Source organism: Terrimesophilobacter mesophilus (assembly GCF_014200375.1).
Taxonomy (GTDB): Bacteria; Actinomycetota; Actinomycetes; order Actinomycetales; family Microbacteriaceae; genus Terrimesophilobacter; species Terrimesophilobacter mesophilus.
Map to the genome: position 1 here is coordinate 945605 of NZ_JACHBP010000001.1, position 15991 is coordinate 961595.

At 67.5% G+C, this 15991-nt stretch carries 14 protein-coding genes; 9 read left to right on the plus strand and 5 right to left on the minus strand.

Translation table 11 applies throughout. The features are described from left to right. Window positions 1–3: 3 nt before the first annotated feature. Genes BKA04_RS04660 through BKA04_RS11980 form a run of 6 tightly spaced genes read left to right on the plus strand, consistent with a single transcriptional unit; the run spans window position 4 to window position 5111 of the window. Window positions 4–783, plus strand: coding sequence for an energy-coupling factor transporter transmembrane component T family protein (locus BKA04_RS04660; RefSeq protein WP_104095367.1), 780 nt, complete (start codon window positions 4–6; stop codon window positions 781–783). Then, the gene (locus BKA04_RS04665; protein ID WP_104095368.1) at window positions 780–1637 is read left to right on the plus strand and encodes an energy-coupling factor ABC transporter ATP-binding protein; all 858 of its coding nucleotides are present in this window, start codon (window positions 780–782) and stop codon (window positions 1635–1637) included. Before BKA04_RS04660 ends, BKA04_RS04665 begins: the two co-directional genes overlap by 4 nt. 1 nt (window position 1638) lies before the next feature. Beyond that, window positions 1639–2445 (plus strand): energy-coupling factor ABC transporter ATP-binding protein, encoded by an 807-nt coding sequence (locus BKA04_RS04670; protein ID WP_104095369.1) that lies wholly within the window; start codon window positions 1639–1641, stop codon window positions 2443–2445. Further along, the gene (locus BKA04_RS04675) at window positions 2442–3287 is read left to right on the plus strand and encodes a DMT family transporter (protein ID WP_104095370.1); all 846 of its coding nucleotides are present in this window, start codon (window positions 2442–2444) and stop codon (window positions 3285–3287) included. Before BKA04_RS04670 ends, BKA04_RS04675 begins: the two co-directional genes overlap by 4 nt. A gap of 16 nt (window positions 3288–3303) precedes the next feature. After that, window positions 3304–4902, plus strand: coding sequence for an acyl-CoA carboxylase subunit beta (locus tag BKA04_RS04680; protein ID WP_104095371.1), 1599 nt, complete (start codon window positions 3304–3306; stop codon window positions 4900–4902). Beyond that, window positions 4899–5111, plus strand: coding sequence for an acyl-CoA carboxylase subunit epsilon (locus tag BKA04_RS11980; RefSeq protein WP_104095372.1), 213 nt, complete (start codon window positions 4899–4901; stop codon window positions 5109–5111). Before BKA04_RS04680 ends, BKA04_RS11980 begins: the two co-directional genes overlap by 4 nt. Window positions 5112–5630: 519 nt before the next feature. Here BKA04_RS11980 and BKA04_RS04690 read toward each other — a convergent pair. Genes BKA04_RS04690 through BKA04_RS04700 form a run of 3 tightly spaced genes read right to left on the minus strand, consistent with a single transcriptional unit; the run spans window position 5631 to window position 8600 of the window. Then, entirely contained in the window at window positions 5631–6674 is a 1044-nt protein-coding gene (locus BKA04_RS04690; RefSeq protein WP_221234038.1) for a hypothetical protein, read from the minus strand. Next, window positions 6668–7906, minus strand: a complete 1239-nt coding sequence (locus BKA04_RS04695; protein WP_104096630.1) for a sensor histidine kinase — start codon at window positions 7904–7906, stop codon at window positions 6668–6670. The genes BKA04_RS04690 and BKA04_RS04695 overlap by 7 nt, the downstream gene beginning before the upstream one ends. After that, on the minus strand, window positions 7896–8600 hold the full coding sequence (locus BKA04_RS04700) for a response regulator transcription factor (RefSeq protein WP_104095373.1): 705 nt from the start codon (window positions 8598–8600) through the stop codon (window positions 7896–7898). Before BKA04_RS04700 ends, BKA04_RS04695 begins: the two co-directional genes overlap by 11 nt. A gap of 76 nt (window positions 8601–8676) precedes the next feature. Here BKA04_RS04700 and BKA04_RS04705 point away from each other — a divergent pair, with 76 nt between their 5' ends. Beyond that, on the plus strand, window positions 8677–10593 hold the full coding sequence (locus tag BKA04_RS04705) for a DUF2207 domain-containing protein (protein ID WP_167309672.1): 1917 nt from the start codon (window positions 8677–8679) through the stop codon (window positions 10591–10593). 75 nt (window positions 10594–10668) lie between these two features. On the opposite strand, the gene BKA04_RS04710 is transcribed toward BKA04_RS04705, so the two are convergent. Further along, window positions 10669–11913, minus strand: coding sequence for a class I SAM-dependent RNA methyltransferase (locus tag BKA04_RS04710; RefSeq protein ID WP_104095374.1), 1245 nt, complete (start codon window positions 11911–11913; stop codon window positions 10669–10671). A gap of 21 nt (window positions 11914–11934) precedes the next feature. On the opposite strand from BKA04_RS04710, the gene BKA04_RS04715 reads away from it, so the two are divergent. Both BKA04_RS04715 and BKA04_RS04720 read left to right on the plus strand, forming a co-directional pair. Continuing rightward, window positions 11935–12624: a Maf family protein gene (locus BKA04_RS04715; protein WP_408646441.1), complete on the plus strand. Its 690-nt coding sequence runs from the start codon at window positions 11935–11937 to the stop codon at window positions 12622–12624. 32 nt (window positions 12625–12656) lie between these two features. Further along, window positions 12657–14408, plus strand: coding sequence for an acetyl/propionyl/methylcrotonyl-CoA carboxylase subunit alpha (locus BKA04_RS04720; protein WP_104095375.1), 1752 nt, complete (start codon window positions 12657–12659; stop codon window positions 14406–14408). A gap of 126 nt (window positions 14409–14534) precedes the next feature. On the opposite strand, the gene BKA04_RS04725 is transcribed toward BKA04_RS04720, so the two are convergent. Next, window positions 14535–15968 carry an NAD(P)H-quinone dehydrogenase gene (locus BKA04_RS04725; protein ID WP_104095376.1) on the minus strand — a complete coding sequence of 478 codons (1434 nt, stop codon included), beginning with the start codon at window positions 15966–15968 and terminating at the stop codon, window positions 14535–14537. Window positions 15969–15991: the final 23 nt, after the last annotated feature.

Below are 15991 nucleotides of genomic sequence, written 5' to 3' on the forward strand. Positions count from 1 at the left end.
CCGATGTCGTCGACGCTCTTTGACAACCGCAAGTCGGTCATCCACCGACTGAACCCGGTGACGAAACTCATCGCACTGCTCGCGATCATCGTCACGGTGTTCGCCATCCCGCTCTGGTGGGTGGCGGGGTTGATCATCGTGCTCGTCGTCGTGCCTGCCGCCGTGATCTCCGGATCCGGCGGCAGGCTCCTCAGCCTCAGCCTCAGAATCCTCCTGCCGATCATGCTCGTCCTGTTCATCGTCCAGGGGCTCACGTTCCCCGGCGGCAAGACGATCATCTGGCAGTGGGGCATCATCGACGTGACCTCCGAGGGGCTCCTGTTCGCCCTCGGGATCGGCTCACGCATCATCGTCCTGGTCCTCGCCTCGATCCTGCTCGTGCTCACCACGCACCCCGGAGACCTCATGAGCGCCCTGACCGAGCGCGGGATGTCGCCGAAGTTCGCGTACATCATCAGTTCGACGCTGCAGCTCATCCCGGCATTCAAGGATCGCGCCGACAGCATCCTGCTCGCCCAGCAGGCGCGAGGTCTCAGCCTCAAGGGCAACCCGCTGCGCAGGATCAAGATCATGCTTCCGCTGCTCAGCCCCCTCGTGCTCGGGATGTTCACCGACGTGGAGGAGCGTTCGACCGCCATGGAGGCGCGCGCGTTCGGCTCGACCGCCCGGCGCACATCACTCATCCCCGTCGCCGACAGCATGGTCCAGCGGATCGCCCGGTGGCTGTTCATCGTCCTGGCTCTCGCGGCCGTCGCCACCCCGATCCTGTTAGGACTCCTGTGATTCAGCTCGACGACGTCTCGTACGCCTACCCCGACACGGACCATTTCGTCCTGTCGCACATGAACCTGTCGATCCCCGCGGGGTCGGTCACCGGCATCGTCGGAGCATCCGGCGCAGGGAAGACAACGCTCGCCAAGATCCTCTCGGGGTTCATCCCGCACGTCGACGGCGGGGAACTGAGCGGCACGGTCGTCGTCGACGGTGTGACGATCGCGGAGGCGTCGCTCGCCGACGCCGTCTCGCACGTGGGCCTCGTCATCCAGAGCCCGTTCAACCAGATCTCGGGCGCGAAGTTCACGGTGCGCGAAGAGCTCGCGTTCGGCCTCGAGAACCTCGGGGTGCCCCGCGACGAGATGGCGGTGCGGGTCGCAGAGGTCGCCGACCTGCTCGGCATCACCGGGCTTCTCGACCGCTCGCCCTACGCGCTCTCCGGCGGCCAGCAGCAGCTCGTCGCCATCGCCTCGATGATCATCATGCGCACCCCCGTGCTCGTCATGGACGAACCGACATCGCAGCTCGACCCTGGCGGCACGCGAATGGTCTTCGATGTCATGTCGAGCCTCCGCGACTCCGGCATCACGCTCGTCATCTTCGAGCACAAACTCGAACTCCTTCGGGAGCACGCGGATGTCGTGCACGTTCTCGCCGACCACCAGCTCATCGCGCACGGGCCGTCGCGCGCCATGCTCGCCGATCCGCGGATGGAGGAGTGGGGCATCGGCTCCACGCGATTCACCGCTGCGGCATCCGAGGCGCGAACCAAGAAGCTCCTGCCGGCGGATGTCGAACTGCCGGTCTCCATCGAGGACGCGGCGACGGTCTTCGCCTCCTTCGCGAGCTCGAAGGGAGCCTGACATGGACGTGAGTTTCAGCGGGGTCGGCTACACCTACCCCTCGGGTGTCGAAGCGGTCAAGGGAATCACCCTGGACGTGCCCTCCGGCCAGCGTTTCGCGATCGTCGGCCAGAACGGGGCCGGCAAGACGACTCTCGTCCGCCACCTCAACGGGATCTTCCAGCCCACGGTCGGCACGGTCCACGTGGGCGACTGGGCGACGACAGGACACACGATCGCAGAACTCTCGGCACGCGTCGGCTACGTGTTCCAGAACCCGGACGAACAGCTGTTCGCCCGCAAGGTGATCGACGACGTCGCGTTCGGGCCGAAGAACCTCGGGTTCGACGATGAGCGCGCGGCCGCGCTCGTCGCGGCAGCGCTCGAACAGACCGGGCTGAGTGCGGAGGCGGAGTCCCACCCGCATCACCTGTCACTGTCGGAACGCAAGCGCGTCGCCCTGGCGGCCGTGCTCGCCATGGACACGCCGGTCGTGGTGCTCGACGAACCGACGACCGGCCAGGACGAGCACGGGGTGCGGATGATCGCCTCCATCGTCGCGAGCCTGCAGGAACAGGGGCGCACAGTCATCGCGATCACCCACGACATGGACTTCTGCGCAGAAAACTTCGACCGCGTCGTGGCCATGGCTCACGGCGAGGTGCTCGCCGACGGTACGCCGACGGAGGTCTTCGCGAAGGATGATGTGCTCACGGAGGCGCGCGTCGAGGCGCCGCAGCTGGCTCGCCTCGCCGACGCACTCCACTGGGATCGCCGACCGCTCACCGTCGACGCCTTCGTCGAACAGCTTCCCCGCTCCGGAGCATGATGGGCGGCGCAGTGCTGGCCCTCGTGGCCAGCGTGCTGCTCGGGGTGTCCGACTTCCTCGGTGGGACTCTCTCGCGCAGGATTCCGCTCATCACCGTTCTGCTGCTCTCGCAGGTCGTCGCAACGCTCGCCATCCTGCCCAGGATGCTGCTGGAATCCCCCGCGACCAACTGGGAGCCGGCATTGTTCTGGGGCGTCGTCGGCGGCGTGGCGACGGCGGTCGCCGTCTCGAGCCTGTTCAAGGCGCTCGCGATCGGCACGATGGGTGTCGTCGCACCGATCACGTCCCTGAGTGTCCTCGTGCCCGTCATCGTCGGCCTGGCGACGGGTGACCAGCTCACCTGGATCCTCGGGGGTGGGCTCCTCGTCGCGATCATCGGCACGGTGCTCGCAAGCGGTCCCGAGGTGCGCACCCACACCCCCGGCCACGGGTCGAAGCCCATCGTCCTCGCGATCATCGCCGCCATCGGGTTCGGTGTCGCGAACCTCTCCGTCGCGCTCGGGAGCGCCTCGAACGTCACGACGACCCTCGTCTCCAACAGCGTCGTCGTGCTCCTGATCTACGGAGTCGGCGCGCTCATCCTGCGGCAGGTCCCGCGCGCCCCAGCGAAGGGCCTCGTCGGCATCGCCGCCATCGGATTCCTCGGCTTCGCCGCGAACCTGTGTTTCGCGCTGGCCAGCACGACGGCTCCGCTCACCGTGGTCGCGGTGCTCGCATCGCTCTACCCCGTCATCACGGTTCTGCTCGGCTGGCGCATCCTCGGCGAGCACCTTCAGCGCGTGCAGGTCCTCGGGGTGATTGCCGTTTTCGTCGGCGTCGCCGCCATCGCCGCGGCCACCTGACGGTAAAGTGACAGGCGTGACCGACGAGACGACCGATCCCGACCTGTACACGACAGCTGGCAAGCTCGCCGACCTGAAGCGCCGCTACCACGAGGCGGTGACCGCGAGCGGTGAGTCCGCGATCGACAAGCAGCACAAGCGCGGCAAGAAGACCGCGCGCGAGCGCATCGAGCAACTCCTCGACCACGGGTCGTTCGTGGAGCTCGACGAGTTCGTCCGCCACCGCACCCACGCGTTCGGCATGGACAAGTCCCGCCCCTACGGCGACTCGGTCGTCACCGGCACCGGCATGATCCACGGCCGCCAGGTCGCCGTCTACGCGCAGGACTTCACCATCTTCGGCGGCTCCCTGGGCGAGGTCGCCGGCGAGAAGATCATCAAGGTCATGGAACTCGCGATGAAGACGGGCGTGCCGATCATCGGGATGCTCGACTCCGGCGGAGCCCGCATCCAGGAGGGCGTCGTCGCGCTCGGGAAGTACGGCGAGATCTTTCGACTCAACACCCGCGCATCCGGGGTCATCCCGCAGATCTCCATCATCATGGGCCCGGCAGCAGGCGGGGCCGTGTACTCACCGGCCCTCACCGACTTCGTGATCATGGTCGACAAGACGAGTCAGATGTTCGTCACCGGCCCGGATGTCATCAAGACCGTCACTGGCGAAGACGTCGGCATGGAAGAGCTCGGCGGAGCCCTCACCCACAACCAGAAGTCCGGCGTCGCGCACTACCTCGCGAGCGACGAGGACGACGCCCTCGACTACGCACGCACGCTCCTCAGTTTCCTTCCGGACAACAACCTCGCCGACGTGCCCATCTACGAGAGCGAGGTCGAGCTCGAGATCACCGACGAGGACCGACGGCTCAACACCCTCATCCCCGACTCTCCGAACCAGCCCTACGACGTCAAGACCGTGATCGAGCACGTCGTCGACAACGGCGACTTCCTCGAGACGCAGCCGCTCTTCGCACCGAACATCGTCGTCGGCTTCGGCCGCGTAGAGGGCAGGTCCGTCGGCGTCATCGCGAACCAGCCGAACGCGATGGCCGGCACGCTCAACATCGAGGCCGGCGAGAAGGCAAGCCGGTTCGTGCGCTTCTGCGACGCGTTCTCGATCCCTATCCTCACCCTCGTCGACGTCCCCGGCTATCTTCCGGGCACCGACCAGGAGTGGACCGGCGTCATCCGCCGCGGGGCGAAGCTGCTCTACGCCTACGCCGAGGCCACGGTGCCGCTCGTGACGGTCATCACGCGCAAGGCCTATGGCGGCGCCTACATCGTGATGGGCTCCAAGCAGCTCGGCGCGGACCTCAACTACGCGTGGCCCACCGCCGAGATCGCCGTCATGGGCGGCCAGGGCGCCGTCAACATCCTGTTCCGCGGTGAGATCAAGGCCGCAGAGGATGCCGGCGAGGATGTCGCCGCCGTGCGAACGAAGCTCGCGAACGAGTACACCTACAACGTGGCGAGCCCGTTCCTCGCTGCGGAGCGCGGAGAACTGGACGGGATCATCGAGCCCGCTGCAACCCGCGTCGCCGTCATCAAGGGGCTCCGCGCCCTCCGCACGAAGCGCGCGAGCCTGCCACCGAAGAAGCACGGGAACATCCCGCTGTGATCGGCGACGACGAGATCAGGGTCGTCCGCGGAAACCCCACCGCGGATGAGCTTGCCGCCGTCGTCTCCGTGATCAAGGCCATGACCGCAGAACTCGAGGGAACGCGGGCGCAGTCGGAAGCACGAGCGGCGAGCGGATGGCGGCTCAGCCAGCGTCCGATCCGTACCCCGATCATCCCGGGAATCACCCGCTGGCGGGGTTTTTCCTGATTCGCCCCCGTTTTGGGGGCGAACTCGCATCTGCCTTTCGATGCATTCCGGGGACCACGAAATCCGTTGCGATTCCGGTCGATTCTGCGCCAATTCGACTGCGGATCCGTCGGAGACGCAGGAAATCCCCACCCTGTACCCCGCTGACTACGGGTATACCCTACCGGAATGCCGATATACCGGCTAAAATCAGTGTACATCGTCAAAAAATGTCCCCCGATTGTCCCCCAAAATGACGACTATGAGTTATGGTGAAGGCACCCCAGAATAGAAAGTGCTAGGTGTTCCTCTCTTCAGAGCAACATCACCAATCATTGGCCGACTAGGGTAAGCGGGCTAATGACTTGGGGGCGAGTCAGGGCGATATTCGGGTTATCGCCCTGACTCGAATCTTGAGAAAGGGCCGGAGGAATCTCCTCCGGCCCTTTCCTCTGCTCATGGCTTCACCGACCGAGCGCCGGGACGGCGCTCGGCGCCGGCACGGCTTCGCCTGCTGCGAGGGCCAGAAATGGCCTCCGCTCAACGCTCCAGCGCGCGGGGGATCTCCAGCCACAGGTCGACCTGGTCGTCCTCGTCGTCCTCCTCGGCGTGACCGAGTGCGCTCGCGTTCCCGCCGTCCGACGAATTCAGCCCGACCACCGTCACCGCGACATCCGAGCCCTCGGGGACGGTCCGCGCGATGAGCCGGTCCGTGTTCGAACTCTTCAACGCGTCGGCGAGGCTGTTCAGAACGCGCTCCAGTTCCGCGTCGGAGAGCTCGTCGATCCCGCCCTCATCGAGGAGCGTCACGATCGCGCCCCTCCTGCGCGCGCGCATCACCTGGTCCCGAACGCGGTTGTTGAGGAGCTTGCGTCCACGGATCTCGTCCCGGATGGCGGCCTCCAGGTAGACGCATTCCGAGCGCTGGGCGTCGGTGAGGTCCCCCTTGCGTGCGACGATCTGCCGGAGCATCGGCAGCGCCATCCGGTTGGTCTGGCGAAGGCGGAATTGCCGTTCGAACAGGTGCGCCTCCTGGGCCGCCTGCCAGTCCGCGGCCTCCCGCTCCGCGACGACGTATTGCTGCGCGTCCTTGCCGATCTTCGCGAGGGAGCGGGAGAGCACGTGCGACACCGCCACCCAGACGATGCTGCCGACCACCCCGAGCGTTGCGAGAGCCCCTACACCGGCCCAGATCGTCGTCTGCACGGCGAGGGACAGCACACCGACCCAGGCCAGGAAGTGCTGTTTTCGCGTCGACGTGATGACCATGAGCGTTCCGATCGCCGCCGGATACCAGGTCGAATAGTCGGAGCCGACCGACCCGTGGACGTCGAGCTGTGCGGTCACGAGGATCGGGAGTGCGATGCACACGGCAACGTTCATGATCGCCATCCAGAGCGGCATCCGGATGTCCTTCGACGGCCACAGGCTGATCGCCGTCGCGATCGCGTACATGATCATCGCCGCGATGAACGGGACCTTGTCGCGCGGAACGTTGATCGAGTAGACCGCGAGCAACAAGTGGTATCCGGAGAAGACCGCCGCGAGCGCGACGATGATGAAACGCGGAATGGAGATCACCATGACGTGCCCCTCTCCTCCTGCTCGGGGTCCGGCCAGCGGATGCTGACGACCGTGCCGTCGCCTGGGCTGGACGCGATCTCTGCCCGGCCGCCGGCGTTCGCCACGCGCTCGACGATCGAGACGCGCAGGCCCAGACGCTCGTTGGGCACCTCCGCGATGGAGAATCCGACACCGGTGTCCCCGATCTCGACCTCGAGCCCATCCGCCCCGACGCCGGTGATGCGCACCCACCTGTCGATGTCATTCGCGTGCCCGGCATGCTGCAGGCTGTTGACCATCGCCTGCACCGCTGCGGAGTACAGGGCGTCGGCGACCTGCACCGAGACGGTGCCCGCTCCGATGTCGAGCACCCGCACGGTGAACGGCGCCGAGAGCGTGTTCGTCGCCTCCGCGATGCGTTCGGCCACCTGCTCCACCGCCACCATCGACTCGTCGTCGGGGGATGCGGCCGCCGCCTCCTTGAGATGGCCGATCGCATTGCTCGCCATCGTCGCCGACAGCGCCATGGCATCCGGAGAGTATGCGCGCGCCGCCGAGATGAGCGTCGTCAGGACACTGTCGTGCACGATCGAATCCACCTGGACGCGCTCGACCTCCGTCGCATGCTGGCGGATGGCGTGGGAGTAGCGTGCGAGCGCTGTCGCCTGCGCCGAGTCGACGGATGCCGCGGCCCCGCGCAAGAGGGTGATGATCATGAGCACCGCCCCGCCGAGCAGGATCGCGTAGATCGTGTCGAGGGCGGCGAGATCCCAGTGCGCTCCACCGCCGGATGGCGTCAGGCGAATGACTCCATAGACGCTCGGCGCCAGGACGAGGTAGAGGGCGGCGCTCCAGGTCGAGAAGGCGATCGCGGCGGCCGCGGTCGCGACGGTGCACATGAACCAGAGCCACGGGCGTTCCTTCGCCACGGTGTCGGTGTCGAGGACGGCGAGCGGCCACGTGGCCATGGCGACGAGGTAGGACAGGGCGACCCAGGTGTTGACGGATCGAACGAACCGGCGGAGCATCGCCGCGACGACGCTGACCAGCAGGCCGCCGAGAATGGCGATGTTGTACCCCCAGAACCACACCGGCTGAAGCTGGACCACCTGGCCGAGCATCACGGGGAAGGTCTGCGCGCCGAACAGCAGCCCGAAGAACGCGACGGAGCGGGAGGCGACGACCTCCATCTGGGAGCGGCTGATCGGCCGCCTCTGCTGTCGAGGCGGAGACGCAGTCAGCTCAGTCGTCATCTCCGCCATCCGGGTCGAGCCCCGGGAGAATGCCATCCTCCACCGCGCGGCGCAGCAGGTCGACCTTGGTCGGAGCCGGCCTGCCGACCTCGACATATTTCACACGGATGCGGTCGAGGTATTCGCGCGCCGTCGCGTACCCGATGCCGAGCTTCTCGGCCGCGAGCTTGAGCGGGAGCCCCGACGCGTACAGGTGGAGGATTTCACGCTCGCGCCTGCCGAGCTGGGCCTTCGAGAAGTCACGGTCCGCGTCGATCGCGGTCGCCCACTCGAGGTTGTTGAGAACGTCGCCGCGCGCCACCGTCGCCACCGCCGACATGACCGTCTTCGTCGCGGACGACTTCGGGATGACGCCGGCAGCGCCGGCCGCAAGAGCCTCGCGGACGAGGGCGACCCGATCGGCAATGCTGTGAATGAGGACGGCACAGCCGGTCGCCTGCACCGACTTCACGTTCTCGGTCACCGTCGAACCGTCGCCGAGCGAGAGGTCGAGCACGACGACGTCGCACTCGCGACCACCGAGGTTCGCGACGAACTCCTTGACGGATGCCGCGGCCAGGACGAAATCGAACCCGGCGTCGATGAATGCCGCCTTGAGTCCGAGCCGCACCGATTCATGATCATCGACGACGCCGACCCTCACCCCCCGGCGTGACGCGTCCACAACGGTTTCGTTCTCCACCGTGAGTTGCATGGTCAGGTTCCTGTTCTCGCGGGTACTTCTGCCAGCTTAATGCCACCGCCGCGAAGCCAGACGATAGAGTCTGGACATGATTTCTCGAGTGGTGAAGTCTGCGCTGGCGATCGGGGTCGTCGCCCTGTCACTCGCGGGATGCTCCGGGCCGTGGAGCGGGCCGGAGGAACTCAGCCATTTCGACATCCGCTACACGATCGAGCCGGACGGCAGCGTGCACGTCGTCGAGACGATCGACTACGACTTCGGCTCGTCGGAAGACCGCCACGGGATCGATCGATACCTCATCTCACGGTTCTCCACCGCGACGCCGGGAACGGATCGCGTCTACCAGTACTCCAACATCGACGTGACGAGCCCGACCGGGGCGAGCGCACTCTTCTCGACGGCGCTCGACAACGCGCTTCAGATCCGGGTCGGAAACAAGAATGCGAACGTCAGCGGCAAGCAGACCTATGTCGTGTCCTACGACATCGACGGGGCCCTGAACCGTGCCCAGCAGCCGGATGGCAGCTTCCTCGACGAGTTCTACTGGAACGCGACCGGAAGCTACTGGGATCCGACGATCGTGAAGACGACGGTGACGGTGGATGGCCCGGCGCCTGTGGAGTGGGTGACCTGCTTCGCGGGCTACGACGGAACGCAGGACACGTGCGACAGCGCGACGAAGAGCGGCGCATCGGCGACGTTCTCCACGGCGGACCTCACGAGCAGGCAGGGCATGACGATCGACGTGGCGTGGCCGGACGGGACATTCGCCAACACCGAGCCGATCACCGCGGCGAGTCTCCCTGCATACTCCGAGCCGATCCGCACCGGTTCGAACGACGGACCTGACCCGTTCTGGAACCCGTGGAACTGGGGAACGGGTCTCGGCCTGCTCGTCGGCGTACCGCTCGCCTTCCAGCTGCTCGTCGTGGCGAGAAGGCGCGACCGCTCCTTCCTGGGCGTCACCCCCGGCCAGGTCCCGGACAACCCGTCGAGCGCCGAGGTCGGCCCCGCGCCGAAGGACGAGACGATCGTCGTGCAGTACCAGCCGCCGGCGGGACTCCCGGTGGGGGCTGCGGGCACCGTCCTCAACAAGAAGCGGAAGAACTCCGACATCACCGCCACCCTCGTCGACCTCGCCGTGAGGGGCTACCTGCGCATCGAAGAGGTCGAGGGCGGCAATCGCCGCAAGGCGAAGGACTACACCCTCGTCTCGACGCCGGAGCGTGCAGCGCAGAAGAGGGCGGCATCCCGCCCAGGCGGTCCGGATGCCGCAGAGCTGCTTCCGCACGAGACGCTCCTTCTCGGGAGGCTGTTCGGTCGTTCCCGGACGAGCGTGACGCTCTCCAAGCTGACCAACACCTTTGCCTCCGACATGCGGGCGATCATCAAGTCGCTGGACACCTGGATCGAGCACCAGGCGTACTTCATCGACAAGGTGAACGGAAGCCATCCGCTCATCAGCTGGGGGCTCACCCTCGGAGCGGTCGGGTTCTTCATCATGACCTTCGTCAACGGTGCGTGGTTCCTCATCCCGATCGGCCTCGCCGCCGGCTCCCTCGTGACCCTCGGTGCCGCGTCGAAGGCCGCCAGGCGCAGCGCGCTCGGGCACGCCGTCTTCGTGCAACTCGCCGGATTCAAGGAGTACATCGCGACCGCAGAGGCCGACCGCATCCGCTTCGACGAGGACGAGGACGTGTTCAGCCGATACATGCCGTGGGCCATGGTGTTCGGTGAGGCGGAGCGCTGGGCCAAGGTGTTCGCCGAGCTCGTCGCGCAGGGCAAAGTGCAGGCGACACCGGACTGGTACGTGGGCAATGCGGGCTTCCGGGCCGGATACCTGTCGAGCACCGTCGCCTCGATCTCCTCGATCGGGTCGGCCGTCAACACCTTCACGAGCATGGCGACGACCTCCTTCACGTCCACTCCCGGCTCCAGCGGTGGATCCGGGGGAGGGGGCGGCGGCGGCGGCGGAGGCGGCGGTGGAGGCGGCGGGAGCTGGTAGCCCCTCGCTGGTCGAATGCCGGGCGCAGCAGGGTGTTTCGAGGCCCCGAACCCGATCTGCTCCCGCGGGCCCGACCTACTCCCGAACGAGGCGTGCCACAGCTTCGACGTGGTGCGTGTTCGGAAACAGATCGAACGCCCGGATGCCGCCGGCCCCCGTCGTGTCGTCCTGGTTCGGGTTGAGCCGGTAGCCACTGCTCGCGAAGAGCGCGAGGTCCCTCGCGAGCGCGACCGGGTCGCACGCGACGTAGACGATCTGCGTCGGGTGCAGGGCTGCGAGCTGGCCGACGACGCCTTTTCCGGCCCCGGATCGCGGCGGATCCAGGATGACCGTCGCCCCATCCAGTCGCCTGCCGTCTGCGGTTGCGCGGGCGAGGAATCGATCCGCTCTCGCCGTGACCGCTCCCGCCGCGGCCCACTCCGCGAGGTTGGCCGTCGCGAACTCCGTCGCCCTCGCGTCGCTCTCGACGGTCGTGATGCGCGTCTCAGGGCCGAACCGGTCCCCGACTGCTGCAGCGAGGAGTCCGACCCCGCCGTAGAGGTCGAGGTTCTCGGCGAGCGGATCGAAGAGGTCGGCGTCGATCGCCTCCTGCACGGCGCCCGTGAGTGTTGCCGCAGCGTGGGTGTGAACCTGCCAGAATCCGCCCGCGGCCAGATGGAACTCGCGATCGCCGACCACCTCCGTGATCGAGTCGCCCTGGTTCCCGTCCAGCACGAGGGTGTCGCCTCGCGACGGAGCGACGATGTCGATGTGTCCGCCAGCGTTGTGCCGCGCGCGTCGTCCGAGGGGCGCGGCCGCCGCGATGGCCGGGGTCGCCAGAGGCAGGTCGGTGACCGGGATGACGCGGTGCGAACGCGCGGCGAACCCGCCGACGGTCCCGTCGTCGGCCACGTGCAGTCGGACGCGGGTGCGCCATCCGGTGCCGTCGACCGCGCCGGGCACAGGCTCGACGACGACGGGCGAGTCGACGCCGGCCATCCGGCTCACAGCGTCGGCGAGCACCCGCCGCTTGAGTTCACGCTGGTGCTCGATCGCGATGTGACCGAACTCTGCGCCGCCCACCCGCTCCAGCGGCGCCCTCGCGATCGACGCGGCAGACCAGACATGGTCCTGCCGGTGCGGGGATGCGTCGAGGATCTCCACGGCATCCGCGCGCCAGAACGCGGACTTCGCGTCATCCGTGATGACGGCGCGGACGGTCTCCCCCGGTATCGCGTCCGAGACGAAGACGACGCGTCCTTCGTGACGCGCGACCATCGCACCGCCGTGGGCTACGTTGGAAATCTCCAACTCCACGAGTTGGCCCAGATTTTCGCCCATCCCCCCAGCTTAGGAGCGGTCGTGTCGGAAGCCGGTGTGCGGCTCTATCTCGCCTCGACCTCTCCGGCGCGACTGGCGACCCTGCGCGCCGCGGGAATCGAACCGGTCGTTGCGCCGTCCCATGTCGACGAGGATGCCGCGGTGGCCGCTGCCGGCGCGATCTCCCCCGTCGAGACGGTGCTGCTGCTCGCCCGGCTGAAGGCGGAGGCGGTGGCCGAGTCCGGGGCGGGTGGCATCACCCCGGACGGCTTCATCCTCGGCGGCGACTCCGTCTTCGAACTCGCCGGCGTCGTGTACGGGAAGCCGCACACGGCATCCGTGGCCCGCGAGCGGTGGGTGCTTCAGCGGGGGCGCACCGGCATCCTGCACTCGGGGCACTGGCTCATCGACCACCGCGGCGGGCGGGTGAACGGCGCAGCGGGAGCCGTGTCGAGTGCGGGGGTGACCTTCGCCGAGGACATCACCGACGCGGAGCTCGACGCGTACGTCGCGACGGGCGAACCGCTCCACGTCGCGGGGGCGTTCACCATCGACTCCCTTGGCGCTCCGTTCATCACGCGTGTCGATGGCGATCCCCACGCGGTCGTCGGACTCTCGCTGTCCACACTGCGCGGTCTTCTGCGCGGCTTCGGCGTCGAATGGCACGTCTTCTCCGGCATGCAACCCGAAATACAAGGACGTCCAACTCTTTTTGTCAATCCTGGCCAATGATCGATGCGCGAAGCGCAATAGGCTAAACAACTATGCCCCGTATCTCCACAGTTCTGATTGCCAATCGCGGAGAGATCGCGGTCCGCGTCATCCGGGCGGCGAAGGACAGCGGAATCGCTTCGGTCGCGGTGTATGCGGACCAGGACCGGGATGCCCGGCACGTGAAGCTCGCGGATGAGGCGTATGCGCTCGAGGGGTCGACGAGCGCCGAGACCTACCTCTCCATCGACAAGATCCTCTCCATCGCGCGGCGCTCAGGGGCGGATGCCGTGCACCCCGGATACGGGTTCCTCGCCGAGAACGCGCAGTTCGCCCAGGCCGTCATCGACGCAGGACTCATCTGGATCGGACCGTCGCCGTCCGCGATCGAACAGCTCGGAGACAAGGTCTCCGCCCGGCACATCGCCGAGAAGGTCGGTGCGCCGCTCGCACCGGGGACGCTCAATCCGGTGGCGGACGCCGCCGAGGTGCTCGACTTCGTCGACACGCACGGACTCCCCGTGGCGATCAAGGCCGCGTTCGGAGGCGGCGGACGCGGGCTCAAGGTGGCGCGCACGCGCGAGGAGATCCCCGAGCTCTTCGAGTCGGCCACCCGCGAGGCCGTGGCGGCGTTCGGCCGAGGGGAATGCTTCGTCGAGAAGTACCTCGACAAGCCGCGCCACGTCGAGACGCAGTGCCTCGCCGATGCGGCAGGCAACGTCGTCGTCATCTCGACCCGCGACTGTTCCCTCCAGCGCCGGCACCAGAAGCTCGTGGAGGAGGCGCCGGCACCATTCCTCACCGAGGCGCAGACCGAGCAGCTCTACACCTCCTCGAAGGCGATCCTGCGCGAGGTCGGATATGTCGGTGCCGGCACGTGCGAGTTCCTCGTCGCCTCGGACGGGACCATCTCGTTCCTCGAGGTGAACACGCGGCTGCAGGTCGAGCATCCGGTGTCGGAGGAGGTCACCGGGATCGACCTCGTGCGCGAGCAGTTCCGGATCGCCGAGGGCGGACTCATCGACTACGAGGACCCCGCGCCGCAGGGACACTCGTTCGAATTCCGCATCAACGGCGAGGACCCAGGGCTGAACTTCATGCCGACGCCCGGTCCGGTGAGCGTGCTGCGGTTCCCCGGCGGCCCCGGGGTGCGCGTCGACAGCGGTGTCACGACCGGCGATGTCATCGGCGGCGCGTTCGACTCCCTGCTCGCCAAGCTCATCGTGACGGGTTCGAGCCGGGAGGACGCGCTGGAGCGTTCGCGTCGTGCGCTCGACGAGTTCGAAGTCGCCGGCCTGCCGACCGTGCTGCCGTTCCACCGGAAGATCGTGCGCGACCCCGCGTTCACATCCGCGCCCTTCTCCGTCTACACGCGGTGGATCGAGACCGACTTCGACAACGACATCGAACCGTGGAGCGGGTCGCTCGTGGAGGCGACTCCGCCCGCCTCGCGACAGAACGTCGTCGTCGAGGTCGGCGGCAAGCGCATCGAGGTGTCGTTGCCGAGCCCGATGCTGGGCGCAGCGGCATCGGCGCCGGCCGCCGTGCCTCCGCGCCGGAGTGCCGGGAGCGTGGTCGCCACCGCGACGGGCGACTCCGTGAAGGCACCCATGCAGGCGACCGTCGTGAAGCTCGCCGTGAACGACGGCGACCGCGTCGTGAAGGGCGACCTCGTGCTCGTCCTGGAGGCGATGAAGATGGAGCAGCCGCTCACCGCGCACAAAGACGGGGTGATCTCCGACATCAACGCCGTCGTCGGGGCGACCGTGTCATCCGGTCACCTTCTGCTGAACATCGTCGACTGACGCGGCCGTTCCGCTAGCCGGCACCGGCTCCCGCTCCGGCCCGCGACGATGCGGTGGTCTGTCCGCGATCCGGTTGTGTGAAACGGTGCATCGCAGACACGACACCGCATCGCGCGGCGAGGCCGGTCAGCGCACGATGTGCATCGCGCGGGCGGCATCCGTGATGCTGCCGGAGAGCGAGGGGTAGACGCTGAAGGCCTCCGCGAGTTCATCGACCGTCAGTCGGTGCTCGATCGCGAGCGCGATCGGCAGGATGAGCTCGGATGCCTTCGGCGACACGACGACGCCGCCGATGACCGTCCCGCTGCTCACGCTCGCGACGAGCTTCACGAAGCCATCCCGGATGCCGAGCATCTTCGCGCGCGGATTCTGCGAGAGGGGCAGTTTGTGGATCCGCCCGGGAACGACGCCGTCCTCGATCTGCTTCTGCGACCAGCCGACGGTCGCGATCTCCGGCTGCGTGAAGATGTTCGACGTCACGTTGCGCAGCTCTGTCGGGTTCACCTCGTCGCCCATCGCGTGGAACACCGCCGTGCGCCCCTGCATCGACGCGACGGATGCGAGCGGCAGGAAGTCGGAGCAGTCGCCTGCCGCGTAGATCGACGGCATCGACGTGCGGGCGACCCGGTTGACGCGAATGTGACCGGATTCGGTGAGCTGAACCCCGGCATCCTCGAGCCCGATGCCCACGGTGTTCGGCACCGACCCGACAGCCATGAGGCAGTGGCTGCCCTCGACCATGCGGCCGTCGGTGAGCGTCGCGAGAACGCCATCCGCGGTGCGCTCGATCGATTCCGCGCGCGACTTCGAGAGCACAGTCATCCCGTTGCGCTTGAACACCGTCTCGATGACCCTGGCGGCGTCGACATCCTCCCCAGGGAGGACGGTGTCGCGGCTGGAGATGAGTGTGACCTTCGCGCCGAGCGCGGTGTAGGCCGAAGCGAACTCCGCCCCGGTGACCCCGGAACCGACGACGATGAGATGATCGGGCACGGAGTCCAGGCTGTACAGCTGCGTCCAGGTGAGGATGCGCTCCCCGTCCGGCTTCGCGGTCGGCAGGATGCGGGGGCTCGCCCCCACCGATACGACGATCGTGTCCGCGTCGATCGACTCGAAGTCGGTGCGCTTCTTCCCCGATCCGGTGGACACGACGACGCGCTGCGGCCCGTCGAGGCGTCCATCCCCCTGGAGGATCGTGACCCCCGCGCGCTTGAGCGCCGATTTCATGTCCTCCGACTGGTCGCGCGCGAGCCCGAGAAGCCTCTTGTTGACGGCGGCGAGGTTGACCGCCACCTCCGGCTTCGTGGCGCGACCGCCATCCCGGGCGAAGAACTGCACGCCGAGGTCTGCCGCGTCCACGATCGCGTTCGCCGCCTCCGCCGTCGCGATGAGCGTCTTGGACGGGACCACATCGGTCAGCACGGCGGAGCCGCCGACTCCTGTGCGCTCGACGAGGGTCACCTCTGCACCCAGTTGCGCACCGGTCAATGCCGCCTCGTACCCGCCTGGGCCGCCGCCGATGATGGCGATGCGCTGCTTGCGCTCGAACTTGTAAGACATCCGCCCATTCTCCCCCAGCGCGG

What these genes read in the sequence shown, in the direction of transcription:
- BKA04_RS04660 (WP_104095367.1), top strand. Translation starts at nt 4, where the DNA reads ATGTCGTCGACGCTCTTTGACAACCGCAAGTCGGTCATCCACCGACTG.
- BKA04_RS04670 (WP_104095369.1), top strand. Translation starts at nt 1,639, where the DNA reads ATGGACGTGAGTTTCAGCGGGGTCGGCTACACCTACCCCTCGGGTGTC.
- BKA04_RS04675 (WP_104095370.1), top strand. Translation starts at nt 2,442, where the DNA reads ATGATGGGCGGCGCAGTGCTGGCCCTCGTGGCCAGCGTGCTGCTCGGG.
- BKA04_RS04690 (WP_221234038.1), bottom strand. Translation starts at nt 6,674, where the DNA reads ATGGTGATCTCCATTCCGCGTTTCATCATCGTCGCGCTCGCGGCGGTC.
- BKA04_RS04695 (WP_104096630.1), bottom strand. Translation starts at nt 7,906, where the DNA reads ATGACGACTGAGCTGACTGCGTCTCCGCCTCGACAGCAGAGGCGGCCG.
- BKA04_RS04700 (WP_104095373.1), bottom strand. Translation starts at nt 8,600, where the DNA reads ATGCAACTCACGGTGGAGAACGAAACCGTTGTGGACGCGTCACGCCGG.
- BKA04_RS04705 (WP_167309672.1), top strand. Translation starts at nt 8,677, where the DNA reads ATGATTTCTCGAGTGGTGAAGTCTGCGCTGGCGATCGGGGTCGTCGCC.
- BKA04_RS04710 (WP_104095374.1), bottom strand. Translation starts at nt 11,913, where the DNA reads ATGGGCGAAAATCTGGGCCAACTCGTGGAGTTGGAGATTTCCAACGTA.
- BKA04_RS04720 (WP_104095375.1), top strand. Translation starts at nt 12,657, where the DNA reads ATGCCCCGTATCTCCACAGTTCTGATTGCCAATCGCGGAGAGATCGCG.
- BKA04_RS04725 (WP_104095376.1), bottom strand. Translation starts at nt 15,968, where the DNA reads ATGTCTTACAAGTTCGAGCGCAAGCAGCGCATCGCCATCATCGGCGGC.